We start from the raw sequence: 17,549 nt of genomic DNA, 5'->3' as shown, positions 1-17,549 counted from the left end.
ATCAGCTGTCAGAGTATCTGAACAGTCTGACGGAGACGCCGGTGGATCGCATCGACCAGTTTCGCATTTTCGCCCGTGTGGTGGAGGCGACCAGCTTCACGCGGGCGGCCCAGTCCCTCGGGCTGCCGCGCTCCACGGTTTCCGCCGCCGTGCTCGGACTGGAAATGCGCCTCAACGCGCGCCTGTTGCATCGCACGACGCGGAAGGTCTCGCTCACCCAGGACGGGCGCTTGTTTTATGAACGCTGCCTGCAACTGCTCGCCGATGTGGCGGAGGTGGAAGATCTGTTCAGGCCGTCCGCTGGCCCCAAGGGCACATTGCGGATTGACGCGCCAGGCCGCATCGGCCGCCTCATCATTGCCCCGGCCCTTCCCGGGTTTCTGGAGCAATATCCTGGCGTCAACATCACGCTTGGCGTCACCGACCGCGCGGTGGATCTGATCGCTGACAGCGTCGACTGCGTGGTTCGCGTTGGTCCGCAGCGCGACTCCGGCCTGATCGCCCGCCCCATCGGCGCACTGCCGCTGATCAATGTGGCGAGCCCCGCATACCTCGCGCGTCATGGCGCGCCAGCAACGCCGGCTGACCTTGATGGCCATTTCGCGGTGAATTACGCCTCGCCATCAGGCGGGCGGGTCGAGGCGTGGGAATGGATCGACAATGGCGTCCAGCACGCCCGCCCCATGGCGGCGCGGGTCACCGTCAACAACGCCGAGGCTTCCATCGCCTGCTGCCTGGCGGGCCTCGGCCTGATCCAGATTCCGGCCTATGACGTGGCGCGCCATCTGGCGGCTGGCGAGTTGGTGGAAGTGATGCCGGCCTGGCGGCCCGAGCCGCTGCCCATCATGCTGCTCTATCCCGACCGGCGCCATGCGCCGCATCGCCTGCGGCTTTTCGCCGACTGGCTCGTGGCGCTGCTCAGGCGGGAAGCCCTGCCGCCCCCGTGACGGTGGCGCGTCCCGGCGAGGGTGACGCAACAGGGCTCCGCCGCAACGCGATGAACCTTATCAAATGGCCAGCTTTTCCGCCGGCGCCTCAATGGCTATGGCCAGCCCGGCCGGCCGCCAGTCGCGCGCGATCCTGGCGCCGAGCGCCACGGCCAGCCCCTGCTCAAGACGGCTGCCGAAACCGGCGGTTCCGGGGTTCGCGGCGACAGGCCCGCCCTGTTCGCACCACCACAGGCGCACCACTCCGGCTTCCACGGCAATCCGCAGATCGAGAAAGCCTCCTGGCGCGGACAACGCGCCATATTTGGCTGCGTTGGTGGCGAGTTCGTGCATCAGAAGCGCCAGGTTGGTCAGGGCGCGCGGACCGACAGGCGGGTTGTCGCCGGAAACGGCGATGCGGCCGGCGCCCTGGTAGGGCTCCAGAATGATCTGGAGAAGGGCCTGCAGATCGGTGGCGCTTTTTTCCCGGCCATCGTCACGCCAGGCTGTCATGGTGATATCGTGCGCGCGGGCAAGCGCCGCCAGGCGCGACTGGATAATTTGCGGCGCTTCGGCCGGATCGCGCGCAGAACGCACGCTGAACGATACGATCGCCGTAGCCAGGGCGAACAGGTTCTTCACCCGGTGATGCATCTCCCCAAGCAACAGCTCCTGCTGCTCCTGGGCGATGCGCCGCCCGGTGATGTCGCGGGCGATTTTGGAAGCGCCGACAATAACCCCCTGACGGTTGCGAATGGGCGAAATCGTCAGGGAAATGTCGACACGCGCTCCATCCTTGCAGCGGCGCACCGTTTCAAAATGCTCGAAGCGCTCGCCGGCGCGGATGCCAGCCAGGATCAGCGGCTCCTCGTCGAGGCGATCCTCCGGGATCAGCATGGTCACCGGCCGGCCAATGGCTTCTTCAGGGGTGTAGCCGAACAGGCGGGCCGCGCCGCAATTCCAGCTGCGGATCACCCCATCGAGATCCTTGCTGATGATGGCGTCGTCGGAGCCCTCGACAATCGCGGCGAGCCAGTCGCGCGGGTCTGGCGCATTGGCGTGCTCATCGCCGTCCGGGGGAGGCAGCGTCGGGGCGCCCCGGATGGCGCGCAGGGACGGCCCGTATTCCCGTGCGTCCGCCGCCATTCCATCAACCGCATCCGCCATGCCATAGCCCTTTCGTGGCCTTCTGCGCCGGCTGGTTTGCGTGCTCCAGCCCCCCTGGAAGGGAGACTGCCACAGGGGCGTCTGGCGCGCGAAGGTTAAAAAACGCCTCCGGGCCTTTGACATGCGGCCAGGGCATCGCTCCCGGCGGTGACGCATCGTCAAAATGCAGGCCACCGGTCGCCGGCAGTTGACGCCCAGTCTGAAACCGTTCCAGGCTTGCCGAAACGGGGGATAACGCGGAGAGGCGGACATGGGCGACATCATCACGCTGGCGGCTGATCTGGAGCGGCTGCTGAAACTGCGCAGCAATGTTTTCGGCATGCAAATGTTTGAGCGGCGCGAGGATATGGAAGCCATCCCGCGCATTCGCCGTCCCAAGGCGGTTCACGCCCTCGACCAGCTTGTCGGCCAGGCGGCGCGCCTTGGCTGGACGGTCGGCGTGACCGCGGAGGATCTGGTCGGCGCCCAGTGCCGCGCCGTGGTCGGCCTTGGCGGCGCCAAAACCGACGAATGGCGCTCCGGCCGCCACATGCAGGGCGTCTGGTTCGAAACCGAGGCTGACAGCTCCGCCCACCAGGCCGCCATGCATTGCGTGCCGGACGGACGCTATGAGGCCCTCGCCGTCGGGCCGTTGTCGTCAGGCCGGCTGGCCAATCCCGATATCGTGCTGTTCTACGCCACGCCTGGCGCCATGATGTATCTGATCAATGGCATGCAATGGTCCGGGTACAAACGCTTCGACTGGAGCGTGGTCGGCGAGAGCGCCTGCGCTGATTCGTGGGGCCGCGCCCTGACAACGCGCCAGCCCAGCCTGTCGATCCCCTGCTTCGCCGAGCGGCGTTACGGCGGCGTTGAGGACAATGAAATGCTGATGGCCTCGCCGCCGGAGCAAATGGAAGCCGCCGTGCGCGGCATGAACGCCCTCGCCAAAAACGGCTTTCGCTACCCTTTCCCGCAATATGGCATCCAGCAGGACGTGCGCGCCGGCATGGCGGTGAGTTACTGACAGTACGCTGCCCGGACCTGTTCCGGATCGCACTGTTCCAATTCTCCCTGGTTTGAGCGAGTTCTGATCGGAAAGCGCTCCAGGGCGGCGCGCCTGAGCCGTCCCGTCAGGATGCTTCTGCTGCTGTTGCGGAAACGCTCTCCCGTCCCGCAGCGGCGTCTCAAACGCTCCGCCCACGAAAGGTCGCCCTTGCACCCGCCTCACCTTCCAGCCCGGCGCGACGGCGCCCCCGCCCTGCTCGCCGTCACCCTGCTCTTGGCCGTCACCCTGCTCCTGGCCGGCTGCCTCATTGGCTGGCTGGCGCTCGGCGGCGCCAGCGCCACATGGGATGCGGACATTTTGCTGGCGCTGCGCCAGCCGGACAATCCCGCCCTTGGCCGTGGCCCGGCTGGAGCGGCGCGCGGCTTCTGGCTGGTTTCCATCCTGGGGTCATACGCCTGGCTGTCCGCCAGCGCCGCCGCCGCCATTGCCTTTCTGGCCGCGACCGGCCGGCGCCGCCTTGCCCTTGCCGTTCTGTGCGCTGTCGCCAGCGCCATTCTGGCGGCGGTGGCGTTGAAAGTGCTGGCGGCGCGGCCCCGTCCCGACGTGGTTCCACATCTGGGCGGCTTTACCGGCGCCAGCTTTCCCAGCAGCCACGCCATGCTCAGCATCGCCATCTACGGGACCCTGGCTGTCGCCCTCACGGCCAGCCGCGCCGCACGCTGGCTGGCCTGCCTTGCAGCCATCGCGCTCGCCGCCGTCATCGGCTTTTCGCGCCTGTATCTGGGCGTGCACTGGCCCACCGACGTGCTGGCGGGCTGGTGCCTTGGCGGCGCGTGGGCGCTTGGCTTTGCATGGGTCTCTGGCTTCGCATGGTTTTGCGCACCGGCCGGGCAGGTTCACGGCGGGGCGCAACCACGCCGCGACCATGCGCCGCCGCGCCGCCGCGGATGAGATGCGACGCGGGTATGGCGCATTCGCCCGGTTGCGCTTATGGTGCGCGCCGGTTTGATGAACGGGGATGCAGCTATGGCCGACCACGGGACGCCACACTTCCAGAACGACGCCGGCGTTCAGGTGATCGAGGTCGGTTCGCGCGAATTCATGTGCATTGGCGCCCGGCCGCCATTCGATCACCCGCATATCTTTATCGACATGGGCGGCGAGAACGAGGCGGTGTGCAGCTATTGCTCCACCCTGTATCGCTTCAACCAGGCCCTGAAGGCCGGCGCCTGCCTGCCGAAGGAGTGCGCCTGGGAAGCCGCCGCCTGAGGCCGCAAGTCCCTGTTTCCGCGTGGACAACGGCGCCTTGAGGCGCCGTTTCTCATTGTCCACAGCGCGTCGTCTCCCCTGGTTTCGACGCAATTCCAGGCCCAGAACGGGCTGCGCTGCATTTTCCGGCGAGGCGGACATGGCCCGGCGGACGATGCGTCAGATCACGCGGGCGCAGTACGATCCGGCCTGGCCGGGTCGCCCGGTTTCCGAACGGAAGATTCATGACCCGTTCCGCACATCAGGGCGCCAGCTCCGCCATCATTGCAGGCGCCGGCATTGGCGGCCTTGCCGCCGCCCTCGCCCTGCGCGACGTTGGCATCGCCAGCACGCTGGTTGAAAAGCGCACGGCGCTGAACGAAACCGGCGCCGGCATCCAGCTTTCTCCCAACGCCAGCCGGGTTCTGTTCGCCCTGGGCCTCGGCCCCGCACTGATGCGGCAGGCGGTGGAGCCGGAAGCCGTGCGGGTGCGCGGCCTGCGCAATGGCGCCGAGCTGTCGCGGCTGGACCTGGGCGAGGCCATGCGCCAGCGCTATGGCGCGCCATATCTGGTGATTGCCCGCTCCGACCTGCACACCATCATGCTCGACGCCCTGCGGGCGCGGACGTCCGCCCGCATTCTTGCCGGACGCACCGCTTCCGCCGCTGGCAATCGCGACGACCAGGCGTTCCTGACCATTGCCAACGCCGCCGGCCAGCAGGAGGACCTGCAGGCTGATCTGGTGATCGGCGCGGATGGCGTGTGGTCGCAAATCAGGGAAAGTCTGGGCGGCGCCGCGCCGCGCTATCGCGGCTATCACGCCTGGCGCGCGGTGATTCCGGCCGGCGCGCTGCCAGAGCACGTGCGCGTGACAGAAACCGGGCTGTGGCTCGGTGGCGGCCGGCACGTGGTTCATTACGGCATCGCCGGCGGGCGGGCGCTGAATGTGATCGCCGTGGTCCCTTCCCGCGAGGCGCTGCCGGACTGGAGCCACGAGGCTGACCCTGCCGTATTGATGGACGCCTTCGCCAAAGCCGACATGCGGGTGCGCGATCTGCTGGCCGCCGGCCAGAACTGGCGCATCCACGCCCTGCACGACGCGCCGCCGCCGGCGCGCTGGAGCAATGGGCGCGTGGCGTTGCTGGGCGACGCCGCCCATCCGGTGCTGCCCTTCCTTGCCCAGGGCGGCGCGCTCGCCATCGAGGACGCCGCCGCCCTGGCGGCGCTGCTGGGCGAAGCCGCGGTCGCCGGCATGGCCCCGGCGCGGGCGCTGGAAATGTATGGCGCCGCCCGCCGGGCGCGCGCCATGAAGGTGCAGCAGCAGGCCCGCAGCAACGGCCGCATCTACCACATGCGCGCGCCGCTCAGCCTCGCGCGCAATTTCGCCATGCGCCGGCTGGGCGGCGGCGGCGTGCTGGCCCGCTATGACTGGCTCTATGGCTGGCAGGCGCCCCAGTCGACGCCCGAGCGTGCGATAGCGCGCGGCCAGAAGGGCGCGCCTGACCAGGAGACCGCGCCTGACCAGGAGATGGCGCACGGCTGATGGCTGATGGGCCGCGACGGCTTTTTGGCGGCCCATGACTGGCCCACGCCCACCGCGACGCACAGATCCCATGGGAGCATCCGCCTCCCGCACGGCTCGCGATAAATTTGGCGCGATGGGGAAAATAGCGTGATGAACCGCCGCCTGGCCTGCGGCGCGCGTTGAAACCCCGGGACGTATCCAGCATAAGCATGCAACGCGCGCTGGCGCGTTTGTGCGACGCGCCAGCTCAAACCTGCGCGTTGCCTGTGCGGACGTGGCGAAATGGTAGACGCAGCAGACTTAAAATCTGCCTCTCCCTGAGAGTACGGGTTCGAGTCCCGTCGTCCGCACCACCCACGCCAGACCCCGCGCCGCCTTCCCAGATCCTGCAGGAGCGACTGCGCGGCGTCTTGCTCGCGCATGGCTGGCGCGCGCCACCTGCCCCAGGGACAATTGTTGACAGGCGCACCGCGTGACACCCTGTGCTTCTGGGAGCGTCGGCGCGAAGCACCACGAGAGCGGCCGCCAGAATTCACCAGACAAGATTGTCAGCAGGACCGGCGCGCGCCGGCCGGCATGACAGCGTTTGACAAGGGACAGGAGACGCCGGTGACACAACGACCGGAGGACGCCGCGCGCCATGGCGTCGGCATGTTCAGCGGCTTGCGCGTTCTGGACGCGGCCTCATTCGTCGCCGCGCCGGCCGCCGCGACCATTCTTTCGGATTTTGGCGCCGACGTTATCAAGATCGAACCACCTGGCGGCGGCGACCCCATGCGCAGCTTCCATCTTGCCCCCGGCCTCACGCCGACCGAGCACGCCTATTTCTGGACCGTGCTGGCCCGCAACAAGCGCAGCGTCGCGCTGGACCTGAAGCAGCCCGCCGAGCAGGAAAAGCTATACGGCCTGGTGCGAACCGCCGACGTGTTCATCACCAACATGCCGCTGAAGGCGCGCGAGCGGCTCGGCATTTCATGGGACCGGCTCGCCGGCCTCAATGACCGGCTAATCTACGCCTCGTTCACCGGCTTCGGGGAAACAGGGCCGGAAAAGGACCTGGCCGCCTTCGACGCCACCGCCTGGTGGGCGCGCTCCGGCCTGATGGATCAGGTGCGCCCCACCGGGGACAGCGTTCCGGCCCGCTCCACGCCTGGCATGGGCGACCACATGGGCGCGCTGGCGCTCTACGGCGGCATCGTCTCGGCGCTGTACCGCCGCGAGCGCACCGGGCGCGGCGCCCATGTCGGCTCATCCCTGATCGCCAACGGCGCCTGGTCGAACGCCATCTCCATTCAGGGGGCCATCGCCGGCGTCGCGCCGCCGAAACCACTGGCCCGGCTGGAGGGAACCAACCCCCTTGGCAGCCACTACCGCTGCGCCGACGGGCGTTGGCTGACCCTGGCCGTCACCGCCAACCAGCAGGCGCACTGCTGGCCCGCCGTCACCCGCGTCGCCGGCAGGCCGGAACTTGCTGACGATCCGCGCTTCGCCACCATAGAATTGCGGGCCGGGCGCGCGGCGGAACTGATCACGTTGCTTGACCAGATTTTCGCCACCCGGCCGGCGGCGGTCTGGCACGATCTGCTGACAGAGTCCGGCGTCACCCACAGCGTTGTGGCGCATGTGTTCGATGCGGTGCACGATGAGCAGATGCTGGCAGCCGGCGTGCTGACGCCGATGCAGGGGCTCGACGGCGCGCCGCTGACCGTCGACAGCCCGATCTGGATCTCCGAAGAGACCAAACGGCCGCCGGCGCCGCCGCCGGGGTTGGGCGCCCACAATGACGAGGTGCTGTCCGAGGTGCTGAACGGCGCCGGATCGCGCCGCCCTGATCCGTCGGCCTGATCCGTCGGCCTGGCAGCGTCGCCTGGCCTGCGTCGCCTGGCCTGCGTCGCCCGCCTGCGCCCTCAGGGGTTGGCGACGCCCGTTGCATCCCGCGACGGCAGGGCCGCCAACATGGCCTCGACCGCCTGACGCGCCAGCGCCAGCCGGTCGGCGTCGCGGCAACGCAACACCAGATTGGTGTTGAACCCCTTCTCATCGTTGAAGGGATAGCTGCCCATGATCACGTCCGGGAAGGCGCGGGCGAGTTCGCCGAAGGGCGTCGCCACGTCGCCCTCCCGCGCATCGGCGCGAATCGACGTCGACAACATGCGCTGGCCGGTGCGCAGACGCGGCCCCACCCAATCCATCATCGACTGCATGATCGCCGGCACGCCGGCCATGGTGATGACGTTGCCGATCCAGAAACCCGGGGCGCTGGAAACCTCGTTCAACACCAGCTCAGCCCCGGCCGGGATGCGGGCCATGCGCAGGCGGGCCGGCGTCAGGTCTTCCCGCCGCAGGCGCTTCAGCAATTCCTGCACCGCGCGCTCGTCCACATCGATGCTGACGCCAAAGGCGGCGGCGATGGCGTCGGCGGTGATGTCATCATGGGTCGGGCCAATGCCCCCGGTGGTGAAGACATAAGTGTAGCGCCGGCGCAGGGCGTTGACCGCGTCAACAATCTCCTGGTGCTCGTCGGGCACGACGCGCACCTCCTTCAGGTCAACGCCAATGTTGGCCAGATATTCGGCGATGAAGCCGATATTGCGGTCCTTGGTCCGCCCGGACAGGATTTCGTCGCCGATGACGAGCACGGCCGCCGTCACCGGCGCTGCGCTGCTGTTATGTTGTTCCGACATGGCGTCCCCAGGTGCTGATAGACAGGAGGTTGTGAACGGGAATCGTGATGAAGCCTCGTGCGACGCGTGAACCCTCGCGCGGCGCGCGGAAGGTTTATAATCCCGCCACGGCGTCGGCGTCACGGAAACTGTCGCGCCGCCGCGCTGCCGTTACGGCATGGCCGGAATTGCGCCCTGGCCAACAGCAGGCGCACGACCTCAGCAAGGCGCAGGTTGTGCGGGCGCCCAGCCTGCGCAGGCGCGCGCCGAACTGCAACGGTCGGCGGATCGCAGCCCGCCACGGGAGCCGTCTCCGATCAAACTGGATCGGAAAAGGCCCCCGCATCCTTTACTCTGGGCTAATTCAGGTCGATCAAACGATTCCGTCTGATGGGCAAGCGCTCTGGCGGCGCACCCGCAATTGACAAGGGTCAAGCCGGCTCAACCATGCACTATCCCTCCCCCCTGGTCGAAGCGCGGCTGCTGCGGCGCTACAAACGCTTCCTGGCTGACATGGAGCTGGACGACGGCTCGGTAGTCACCGCCCATTGCGCCAACCCCGGCGCCATGTTGGGGCTGACGGCGGCGGGAAGCCGCGCCATGCTGTCCCGCTCGGACAATCCAAAGCGGGCGTTGCCGTGGTCGTGGGAACTGGTCGAGATCGGCGCGCCGGATCGTCCACAATGGGTGGGCATCAATACCTCGCGGCCCAACGCGTTGGCCGAGGAGGCGCTACGGGCGGGAATCATCCCGCAACTGACCGGTTATGACAGTCTGCGACGCGAGGTCCGCTACGGCCGCGCCAGCCGCATCGACATTCTGCTTGAGCATCCCGACAGGCCGCCCTGCTATGTCGAAATCAAGAACGTGCATCTGATGCGCCAGCCAGACCTGGCGGAATTCCCCGATTGCGTCACGGCGCGCGGCGCCAAACACCTGGCAGAACTTGCCGACATGGTTGCCGCCGGCCATCGTGGGGTCATGCTCTACGTCGTCCAGATGCGGGCCGACGCGTTCCGGCTGGCAACGGACCTCGATCCTGGATACGCCGCCGCATGGCGCGCCGCCACGGCGGCCGGCGTTGAATCACTAGCGGTCGTATCGCATATCGACACGGTGGAGCAGCGCATCACCAGCAGCATTCCGGTGCTGGCGCCAGATCCGGCCTGTCCAGACTGAAACCGCGCCCCAACGTCGCGGCCCCAACACGCCGGCCTTTGGCCGGGCCCTTTGACCGCCCCTTCCGGCCGACGTGGCCCCTGAACAAGTATGCAGCCAGGGTCCGCGCAATTCCGGTCCGGCCCAGCCTGACCCGGCAACGGCGCCAGGATGCCCCTGTCCGGCCGGCAGGACCACAGTAAACAGAGCCACAATAAAAAACGCTCCTTCCGGGGGAAGGAGCGCCTGTTATATCCCGACCTGTCTGGCAGTATCGCCCTCAGGCGACCGTTTGCTTCTGGAGCGGGGCCGACGGCGTGAATGTGGCCACGTTCGACATGACCGGCGTCGCAGGCTTGCGCATCGACGGCGCAAACATCACCACGCTGGGGTGAACGTCGCGCCGCGCCTGCGACAGCGCCATATACGACGCTTCAATCAGCGCGTTGACGTCATATCCAACCATATCGCTGGAAGCGACGCCGATGTGCAACGTCCAGCCCTGGCGCCGGCACAGCTTGTCCAGCCCGGCGAGCACATTGGCATAATGCGCCTGGGCGTCAGCCGCAGTGGAGCGGCCCAGCACGGCGGCGAACTCACCGCGTCCCACGACGCTGAACAGGTCGCTGGCCTTCACGCTCATTTCGAACCGGCGCAAAATCCGCTCGAAACCCTCAGCCGCCTGCGGCTGCCGCTCCACGCCCGTATCGAGATGCACAAAGGCCATGGAAACCGGCTCGTTGCGCATGCGGTACTGACGGAGCATCAGGCGCACATTGGCGAAGAACGTGCTGCGGGAACGGATGTGATGATGGTGCGGCTCGTCATCCCAGGTCTTCGCGGTTGCGTGGGTATGCTCCCGCGACAAGGCCAGGGCGAAGGTGCCAAACGGAATGGTCGTGACGATCGAGACGAAGAACAGCACCGAATAGGCCCACGTCTCGGTCGGCGCGGCGCCAATCGGATACGGGAACGAGGGGATCAGGAAGATACGCAGAACGTAAAGACCCGCCGTGCCGGCGCACAACACGATCATCGGCATGCGGGCAGCCAGGGAAACTCCCTGGGAGCGCACGAACTCAAAGGCCGACACCGCCCAGGTAAAGGCATAGAGGAAGCTGACGGCGCGCATCTGCGCGATCGAGCCATTCTCGAACAGGCCCGAGAAGCCGATGACGATCCAGCAGGCCGGCGGCAGAAACACCATGGGCAGCACGACCGGCCGCCCGCCAAACGTGCGGACGCCCTGCCAGGCCATGCCGTAGGCGAGCATGATAACCAGGATGCCGAGGAAATTGCGCTCGTCGAACGAATAGGGCAGCAACTCGACGAGAATGCGCAGCACGCCGCCCACGAGGAACGACGCCGCCCACCATGCGAGATAGAGCGCCGAACGGCTTCGACGCCAGAAATACAACAGAACAGCGCCTTGCGCCGCGCTGACCAGTCCCCCGGAGAGGAGGAGCATCTCAACGTTAATCTGCATCCCTGCACCAGCCTGGAAAACCTGGCGGCATCGCCATCGTCAAACATCCAGCGACCGGCTTTTGCCGATCCACGACTAAACGCCGTCGCCTCCTGCAAGTTCCGTCCGGCATATGCCGGCTGCGCGAATGCGGGAGAATGACAGCACGGTTGACTGGCCTGCCAGTGTGTATGGCTGGCGCCACTAGGCCATTCAGGGTATATCTTTGAAATTATGGCCGACGTCAATCCTGTCAAATAAACGTAACATACACAGGTTCGCTACGTGTCTTTATTGCCACCCTGCCGCGGGCTGGGCGCGAGGGGTTATGCGCCGGTCAATTGCGGGATGCCATGTAACAACCTTGCCAGCGGCGAACCGGGCGCACCCCAGCGCGTGATCGCTGGCCTGTATCAAACTCCTGAAATCGTTACCAACCTGGGTTGAGCTGGCAATTCCGGCGCGCGCCAGGGTCGGAACCTCCGCAGCCGCCGCCTGGCGCTCGAAACGCTGCAGCATCGTCACAGTCAGATCATCCGCTTCGCCGATCACAACATCGCTCAGCAGGCAGGCGAATTCGTTCGGCCCCATCCGCGCCATCAGATCGGTTGGCTTGAGCACATCAGCGGCGACGCGTGCGAACACCCGCAGCGCCTCTTCTGCAACTTCACCAACAGGCGCCGCCAGGCCGACAAGCGCGAGACACGCGGAGCGTCCGTCCTCGTGATGACGCGCGACGATGCGCGCGCCCTGAATGACAAAAGCCGCGCGCCGCAGCGCCCCCGTCACCGGATCAACGATCGCCTGCTGCGCCCGCGCCGCCTCCAGCCGGTCGTGGGTGAGGCCGACAACCAGGAATACCACCATCGACAGCAGCATGAAGACGCCAAAAGACGCCAGGCCAAACCAGATATTGCCGTCCGGCGGCAACGAGCCAAGGGGAAACGGCAATCCCTCGTTGAACAACGCCCGCAACGTAAACAGGCCTGAGAACATCAGCGCCACGGCCATGAGCGGCCCGAAGGAGGCGCCCCCGCCCGCTCCCCGGTTGCGCCAGCATTCGAGCGCGCTCAGGAGAAAACACGCGGCCATGAACGCCGAAACGACTGTCGAACGCGCTTCCGGACTCTCCAGCGGCGGCCAGAACATGAAAGCCGCCAGCCAGACCACGGGCGCCGCGATGGCGAACCCCATGGGCGTACGCCTGCGGCCCAGCCGGCGGGCGGCGCTGATAAACAGGACGCCAGAGAGAAGCATGAAGGCGCTGCCGACGCCGCTGCCCACACCAATTCCAAGGAGCTGGCGGCCGCCGATCAGCGCATAGCCAACGCCAAAACACACGAATGCAACGCTGGTCAACGCCAGGGCGGGAGGACGGCTGTCGCGCGCCCAGAAGAACAGCAGCAACAGCCCCTGCACGACAGCCACGCAGCAGGTCGCCGTGATCATCGTGGGCAAATCCAACATCGCGCGTCCCACTCCGAATAACGCCGGAAACCCTGTCGAAGCGACCTGGCGCGTGACGACCGGCGCCGGACCCCGGCCCGCTGACAAGCCACAGCGCTTCAAGCAAGAACAATTGCCAAATTCAACGGCCGAAAACTTGAACTCTTCCATATATCAGCGGGAAACGCGCGAATTGCAGCATAAATTTTGGGCGGTCCGTGACATTGGTCCGCGAAGCCATCCGCGCCAGCAGGGGCGCCTCGCGCCGCCCGGCCCGCCAGATATTCAGAAAATGTGTTTTGTATCAATATATTGAAACCACAGCGCGCGTCCGGATCCGATCTATCTGAAAACTGGCGGATCAGGCTGGCAGATCTTGCCCTGCCTTTTGGGCGCCCCTGGTGAGCGGCGCGCGCGTTTCCAGGCGCCCGGCTGTCATGTCAGCAGAGCGTTTCGCCAGCGGGGCGTTTTGGAAAGTCGCGCATTTGCGTCATCGTGGGTCACCCGGAAGCGGCCGGCCTGCGCCCACAGCCGCCCTCCCCCCAAGGTGTCCCGTCATGCCAATGCTCCAGACCTCCCGCCAGTCTTTCCATATCGCCATCGATGGGGCGGACGACGCCCCGCCCCTGATGCTGGCGCATCCGCTGGGAGCTTCGCTGGAAGTCTGGGCGCCGCAGGTCGCCGGGTTCGCCCGGGATTTTCGCGTCATCCGCTACGACGCGCGCGGCCATGGCGCTTCGCCGGTTCCGCGGCATGCGGCGGCGGACGCGGCGCGGGACGGCGTCGGCGCGCTGGGGCTGGATGCGCTCGCCATCATGGACGCGCTGGCGCTGGACCGGGTTCACTGGTGCGGGCTGTCGATGGGCGGCATGGCCGGGCAATGGCTGCTGGCCCACGCGCCGCAACAGCTGAATCGCGTTGTTCTCGCCAACACCGCCGCATCGACCGGCGCCGCCTCCGCCTGGGACGAGCGTCTGGCGACCCTGAAAACCGTCGGCATGGCCGGCCTGATCGACGGCGTGATGGCCCGCTGGTTCACCCCCGGCTTCGCGGCGGCGCATCCTGATGTGGTGGCCAACATCCGTGAACTGGTTCTGCGAACGAAGCCAGACGGCTACGCCGCCTGCGCCATGGCGCTGGCCGGCATGGATTTGCAACAGGCGATTCGCGGGGCCACGCCGCCGACGCTGGTGATCGCCGGCGCGCACGACGCCGGCACAACGCCGGAGCAGGCGCGCTTCATCGCCGGGCAACTGGCTGACGCCAGCCTGCTGACCCTGGAGGCGGCGCATCTGTCCAATGTGGAGCAGGCGACGACGTTCACGCAGGCCGCCGGCGATTTCCTGCGCGGCTGAAGCGCGTTTCTGGCAAAGCGCCCACTCTCCTTGGGGCGTTGTCCTGGAGCGCCGTTATCCCAGGCCCGGGACTGCCGGCGCCAGCGCCAGCACGCCGGTTCGCCAGGCGCCGGTCAGCATCAGCAGGCCGCACAGCACCAGGATGGCGGAGGCGACGACGCCGCCCGCCACGCCGCGCGCGTCCCGGTGCGCCAGAAGCGCGGCCAGAGCCCACAGCGCCGCGGCGGCCAGCAGGAACGGCAATGCCTGCGCCAGCACATAGCCAGCCAGCAGCGCGACGCCGCCGGCGCGCCCTTGCGACTGGCCAACCAGAACGCCTGACAGCACCGGGCCAATGGCCGGCGTCCAGTTCAATCCACACGCGACGCCGAGCAACCAGCCGCCCCACAGGCCGCCAGGGCGCGGCAGGCTGGCCCAACCGGGGCCGGGCCGGCAGAACGACGCCAGCAGCGACAGGCCGGTGAGCACGATGGCCAGCGCGCCAACCTGGCGCAGCACATTCAGATGGCGCAGCAATTGCGAGCCGCCAGCCAGCGCGGCGACGAGCACGGCCAGGGCGACGGCAAAGCCGAAAGCAAAAGCCACGCACAGCATCAGCGCGCGGGCGCCGGCCCGCGCCGGGCGCCACGGCGGCGGCGCGTCATAGGCTTCCGCCACCAGATAGGCCAGAAGCGGCGCCAGCATCAGCGCCACGCCCGGCTGCAGAAAGCCGCTGAAGCCACCCGCGACCGCCCTGAAAATATCCGTAAGGCCCATAAACGCCCTTTCTGCACCGGCCAGGGAGCCGCCGGAACCGCGCGCCCCCTGCGCCACCGCCTCTTTAATATGCGGGAACGATGGCGTCGCCTGTCAAATCATCGCCCGGACCGGGCGCCCATCCACAGGGCGGAAAATATGCCTGACCCGCCGCGGGTTGCTGTTGTCATGACGCGCCGGCAGGCGGGATTATGTTGCCCGCAAGAGCAGGTCACGTTCTGGCGTGGCGAAGCGCAACAGGGGAAGGGCGTCATGAGTCGCAATCTGATCACCGACGTGGCGGGGCTGACGGTTGGCAACGCGTCCGACCCACGGGTCGCCACGGGCGTTACCGCCGTGGTGTTCGACGCGCCGGCGACCGCCTCGGTCGCCGTGCTCGGCGGCGGCCCCGGCGGGCGTGAGACCGATCTGCTGTCGCCAGAAATGACGGTGGAGCAGGTGGACGCGATTCTGCTCAGCGGCGGATCGGCTTTCGGCCTTGCGGCGGCGGATGGGGCGATGATCGAACTGGCGGCGCGCGGACGCGGTTTCGCCGTGGGCGACGCGCGCATTCCCATCGTGCCCCAGGCCATCTGCTTCGACATGATGAACGGCGGCGACAAGAACTGGGGCGACGCGCCGCCCTATCGCCAGCTTGGACGCCAGGCGGTGGCGACGGCGGATCTGGACTTCCTCCTCGGCAGCCATGGCGGCGGCCTGGGCGCCACCACCGCCAATCTCAAGGGGGGCCTTGGCTCGGCCAGCGCCGTGACAAGCAGCGGTCATACGGTGGGAGCGATTGTCGTGGTCAACGCCATCGGCTCCGTATTGGTCAATGATGGTCCGCATTTCTGGGCGGCGCCATTTGAGCGCGACGGCGAGTACGGCGGCCTCGGCTGGCCGGCGCGGGTGTCAGCCGCCAATCTGAAGACGCCGCTGAAGGGCGTGGTCGCCAACACCACCATCGCCCTGGTCGCCACCGACGCCACGCTGTCCAAGGCGCAGGCCAAGCGCATCGCCCTGTCGGCGCACGACGGTTTTTCCCGCGCCATCCGCCCGGCCCATACGCCGCTCGACGGCGACATCGTGTTTGGCGCCTCGACCGGCAGGCGCGCGCTCGGCGATCCGGTGATGGAGCTGACGGAGCTGTGCATATGCGCCGCCGACGTGATGGCGCGGGCGGTGGCGCGCGGCGTCCACGCGGCAACCGCGCTGCCCTTCCCGGGCGCCCTGCCGGCGTGGCGGGATCGCTTCGGCGGGTGAGGCGCCGAGGCGCCTTTCGCCCGAGGGTGTTTTAGCTGAACCGCGTCGCCCGGAACGGAGCCGGATCGACGAAAGGCGTTTCGCCGGTCACCATGTCGGCGATCAGGCGGCCGGTCACCGGGCCCAGGGTCAGGCCATGATGGGCGTGACCGAAGGCGAACCACAGGTGATGGTGACGCGGCGCCGGGCCGATGACCGGCAGCATGTCCGGCGTGCACGGGCGGGCGCCCATCCACGGCTGCGGCTCCAGCCGCTGGCCCAGCGGGAAGAAATCGCGGGCGATCGGCTCGGCCCGGCCAAGCTGCACCGGCGTGCGCGGCGCATCGCGCAGGGCGAATTCCGCGCCAGTGGTCAGGCGGATGCCCTGGCGCATGGGGGCGAGGAAATAGCCGCGCTCCACGTCGAGCACCGGATGGTTGAGGCGCGCCTCTCCGGCCGGGCGATAATGCATGTGATAACCACGCTTCACCGCCAGCGGCAGATCGTAGCCGAGCGCGCGGGTCAGCGTATCGGCCCACGGGCCCAGCGCCACCACCGCGTCGCGGGCGGTGACCGGACCGCCGGGGGCCTGCACCCGCCAGCCGGAGCCGTGAGGCGCCAGCGAACCGGCGTTGGCCTGGACGAAACGGGCGCCATGCTGTTCAGCCAGGCGCATGTAGGCCAGCACCAGGGCGTGCGGATCGGTCACCGTCCACGGGTCGGTCCAGTGCAGGGCGCCGGCGAGGCCTGGAACCAGGAACGGCTCGGCTTCCGCCAGAGCGGCCGGCGTCAGCGTGCGATAGCTGACGCCGAATTCACCGCGCCAGCGCTCGGCCTCGGCGAATTGCTGGTCGCGCGCCCGCTCGCTGCGGAAAGCCTTCATCCAGCCATTGCCCCGCAGCAGGTCGCGGGCGCCGGCGGCATCCGCCATGGCGAGGTGCTCATCAACGCAATGGGCGATCAGGGTGGCGTACTGGCGGGCAATGGCGTCGTGGGACTTCACCTGCGAATGCCGCCAGTAGCGGTATAGGAAGGGCGCGACCGTCAGCAGGGCGGACAGGTGATAATGCGCGTCGATCGTCCGGTTCATGCCGTAGCGCAGCAGTGCGCCAAAATCATGCGGGAAGCCGTAGGGATAGACGCCTTCGCGCTGGATCAGGCCGGCGTTGCCATAGGAGGTTTCCTCGCCCGGCGCGCGCCGGTCGATGATGACCACGGACTTGCCGCGCAGGGCGAGGCTGGCGGCGACGCAGACGCCGATAATGCCCGCGCCGAGCACCAGCACGTCGGCCTCGCCCGGTCCGGCGCTGTCCCCGGCCTGTCCGCGCGTCGTCAACGCCTCAGTATCCATCGTCATGTGTCCGTCCTGTGCTCGGGCAAAATTCGATCAACCGGAAACAGAATTTTGCTGCGTCCCTGTTTTGAAATGGCGCCTTTCCGATGAAAGGCGGCTCACCCCCGCCGGATGACCGGCCAATGGATCAAACCGTGATAGATCAACCCGCCCGGCAGGACCCACCCGCAAAGCGAGCATACCCCTCCTCGCCGGGAATGCCGCCATGCCATAATCCAGGTGGCGGCGGAGCCATGAAAATTCTAGACCGCACATAGCGGGCCCCGCCGGGTTTGC

General features: G+C 67.6%; 16 protein-coding genes and 1 tRNA gene. 11 read left to right on the top strand and 6 right to left on the bottom strand.

Translation table 11 applies throughout. The annotated features are described in order from the left end of the window. Positions 1-41: 41 nt before the first annotated feature. Positions 42-947: a LysR family transcriptional regulator gene (locus tag ACERNI_RS11785; RefSeq protein WP_448833483.1), complete on the top strand. Its 906-nt coding sequence runs from the start codon at positions 42-44 to the stop codon at positions 945-947. A 60-nt stretch (positions 948-1,007) separates the two neighbouring features. Here ACERNI_RS11785 and ACERNI_RS11780 read toward each other — a convergent pair whose 3' ends face one another. Then, positions 1,008-2,093: a PAS domain S-box protein gene (locus ACERNI_RS11780; protein WP_448833482.1), complete on the bottom strand. Its 1,086-nt coding sequence runs from the start codon at positions 2,091-2,093 to the stop codon at positions 1,008-1,010. Between the two features lie 250 nt (positions 2,094-2,343). Here ACERNI_RS11780 and ACERNI_RS11775 point away from each other — a divergent pair, with 250 nt between their 5' ends. From ACERNI_RS11775 to ACERNI_RS11750, 6 genes are all read left to right on the top strand, one after another. Then, positions 2,344-3,099, top strand: a complete 756-nt coding sequence (locus tag ACERNI_RS11775) for a DUF169 domain-containing protein (protein WP_448833481.1) — start codon at positions 2,344-2,346, stop codon at positions 3,097-3,099. 189 nt (positions 3,100-3,288) lie between these two features. Continuing rightward, a complete protein-coding gene (locus ACERNI_RS11770; RefSeq protein ID WP_448833480.1) occupies positions 3,289-4,032 on the top strand; it encodes a phosphatase PAP2 family protein in 744 nt (247 codons plus the stop codon). 75 nt (positions 4,033-4,107) lie between these two features. Then, positions 4,108-4,350 carry a zinc-finger domain-containing protein gene (locus ACERNI_RS11765; RefSeq protein WP_448833479.1) on the top strand — a complete coding sequence of 81 codons (243 nt, stop codon included), beginning with the start codon at positions 4,108-4,110 and terminating at the stop codon, positions 4,348-4,350. Positions 4,351-4,574: 224 nt separating this feature from the next. Beyond that, positions 4,575-5,873 carry an FAD-dependent monooxygenase gene (locus ACERNI_RS11760; RefSeq protein ID WP_448833478.1) on the top strand — a complete coding sequence of 433 codons (1,299 nt, stop codon included), beginning with the start codon at positions 4,575-4,577 and terminating at the stop codon, positions 5,871-5,873. Between the two features lie 250 nt (positions 5,874-6,123). Then, positions 6,124-6,208: transfer RNA gene (locus ACERNI_RS11755), tRNA-Leu, on the top strand. Positions 6,209-6,464: 256 nt separating this feature from the next. Continuing rightward, the gene (locus ACERNI_RS11750; RefSeq protein WP_448833477.1) at positions 6,465-7,700 is read left to right on the top strand and encodes a CaiB/BaiF CoA transferase family protein; all 1,236 of its coding nucleotides are present in this window, start codon (positions 6,465-6,467) and stop codon (positions 7,698-7,700) included. A 62-nt stretch (positions 7,701-7,762) separates the two neighbouring features. Here the strand turns inward: ACERNI_RS11750 and ACERNI_RS11745 are convergent, their stop codons facing one another. Further along, positions 7,763-8,539: a competence/damage-inducible protein A gene (locus tag ACERNI_RS11745; protein WP_448833476.1), complete on the bottom strand. Its 777-nt coding sequence runs from the start codon at positions 8,537-8,539 to the stop codon at positions 7,763-7,765. Positions 8,540-8,965: 426 nt separating this feature from the next. On the opposite strand from ACERNI_RS11745, the gene sfsA reads away from it, so the two are divergent. Then, entirely contained in the window at positions 8,966-9,697 is a 732-nt protein-coding gene (gene sfsA / locus ACERNI_RS11740; RefSeq protein ID WP_448833475.1) for a DNA/RNA nuclease SfsA, read from the top strand. Between the two features lie 259 nt (positions 9,698-9,956). On the opposite strand, the gene ACERNI_RS11735 is transcribed toward sfsA, so the two are convergent. Together ACERNI_RS11735 and ACERNI_RS11730 are read right to left on the bottom strand one after the other, a co-directional pair. After that, entirely contained in the window at positions 9,957-11,162 is a 1,206-nt protein-coding gene (locus tag ACERNI_RS11735) for a hypothetical protein (RefSeq protein ID WP_448833474.1), read from the bottom strand. A 270-nt stretch (positions 11,163-11,432) separates the two neighbouring features. After that, entirely contained in the window at positions 11,433-12,590 is a 1,158-nt protein-coding gene (locus ACERNI_RS11730) for a GGDEF domain-containing protein (RefSeq protein WP_448833473.1), read from the bottom strand. On the opposite strand from ACERNI_RS11730, the gene ACERNI_RS11725 reads away from it, so the two are divergent. Both ACERNI_RS11725 and ACERNI_RS11720 read left to right on the top strand, forming a co-directional pair. Next, positions 12,583-12,903, top strand: a complete 321-nt coding sequence (locus ACERNI_RS11725; RefSeq protein WP_448833472.1) for a hypothetical protein — start codon at positions 12,583-12,585, stop codon at positions 12,901-12,903. The genes ACERNI_RS11730 and ACERNI_RS11725 overlap by 8 nt on opposite strands. Before the next feature lie 241 nt (positions 12,904-13,144). Beyond that, positions 13,145-13,942 (top strand): alpha/beta fold hydrolase, encoded by a 798-nt coding sequence (locus tag ACERNI_RS11720; RefSeq protein ID WP_448833471.1) that lies wholly within the window; start codon positions 13,145-13,147, stop codon positions 13,940-13,942. Between the two features lie 54 nt (positions 13,943-13,996). On the opposite strand, the gene ACERNI_RS11715 is transcribed toward ACERNI_RS11720, so the two are convergent. Continuing rightward, on the bottom strand, positions 13,997-14,698 hold the full coding sequence (locus ACERNI_RS11715; protein ID WP_448833470.1) for a hypothetical protein: 702 nt from the start codon (positions 14,696-14,698) through the stop codon (positions 13,997-13,999). Between the two features lie 252 nt (positions 14,699-14,950). Between ACERNI_RS11715 and ACERNI_RS11710 the strand changes: the two genes are divergently transcribed. Further along, a complete protein-coding gene (locus tag ACERNI_RS11710) occupies positions 14,951-15,940 on the top strand; it encodes a P1 family peptidase (protein WP_448833469.1) in 990 nt (329 codons plus the stop codon). 31 nt (positions 15,941-15,971) lie between these two features. Here ACERNI_RS11710 and ACERNI_RS11705 read toward each other — a convergent pair whose 3' ends face one another. Then, on the bottom strand, positions 15,972-17,270 hold the full coding sequence (locus ACERNI_RS11705) for an NAD(P)/FAD-dependent oxidoreductase (protein ID WP_448833562.1): 1,299 nt from the start codon (positions 17,268-17,270) through the stop codon (positions 15,972-15,974). Between the last annotated feature and the right edge of the window lie 279 nt (positions 17,271-17,549).

This window comes from Camelimonas sp. ID_303_24, from assembly GCF_053543495.1.
Note: the sequence above shows the minus strand (reverse complement) of the source record. Positions and strands in the feature narration are given on the sequence as shown.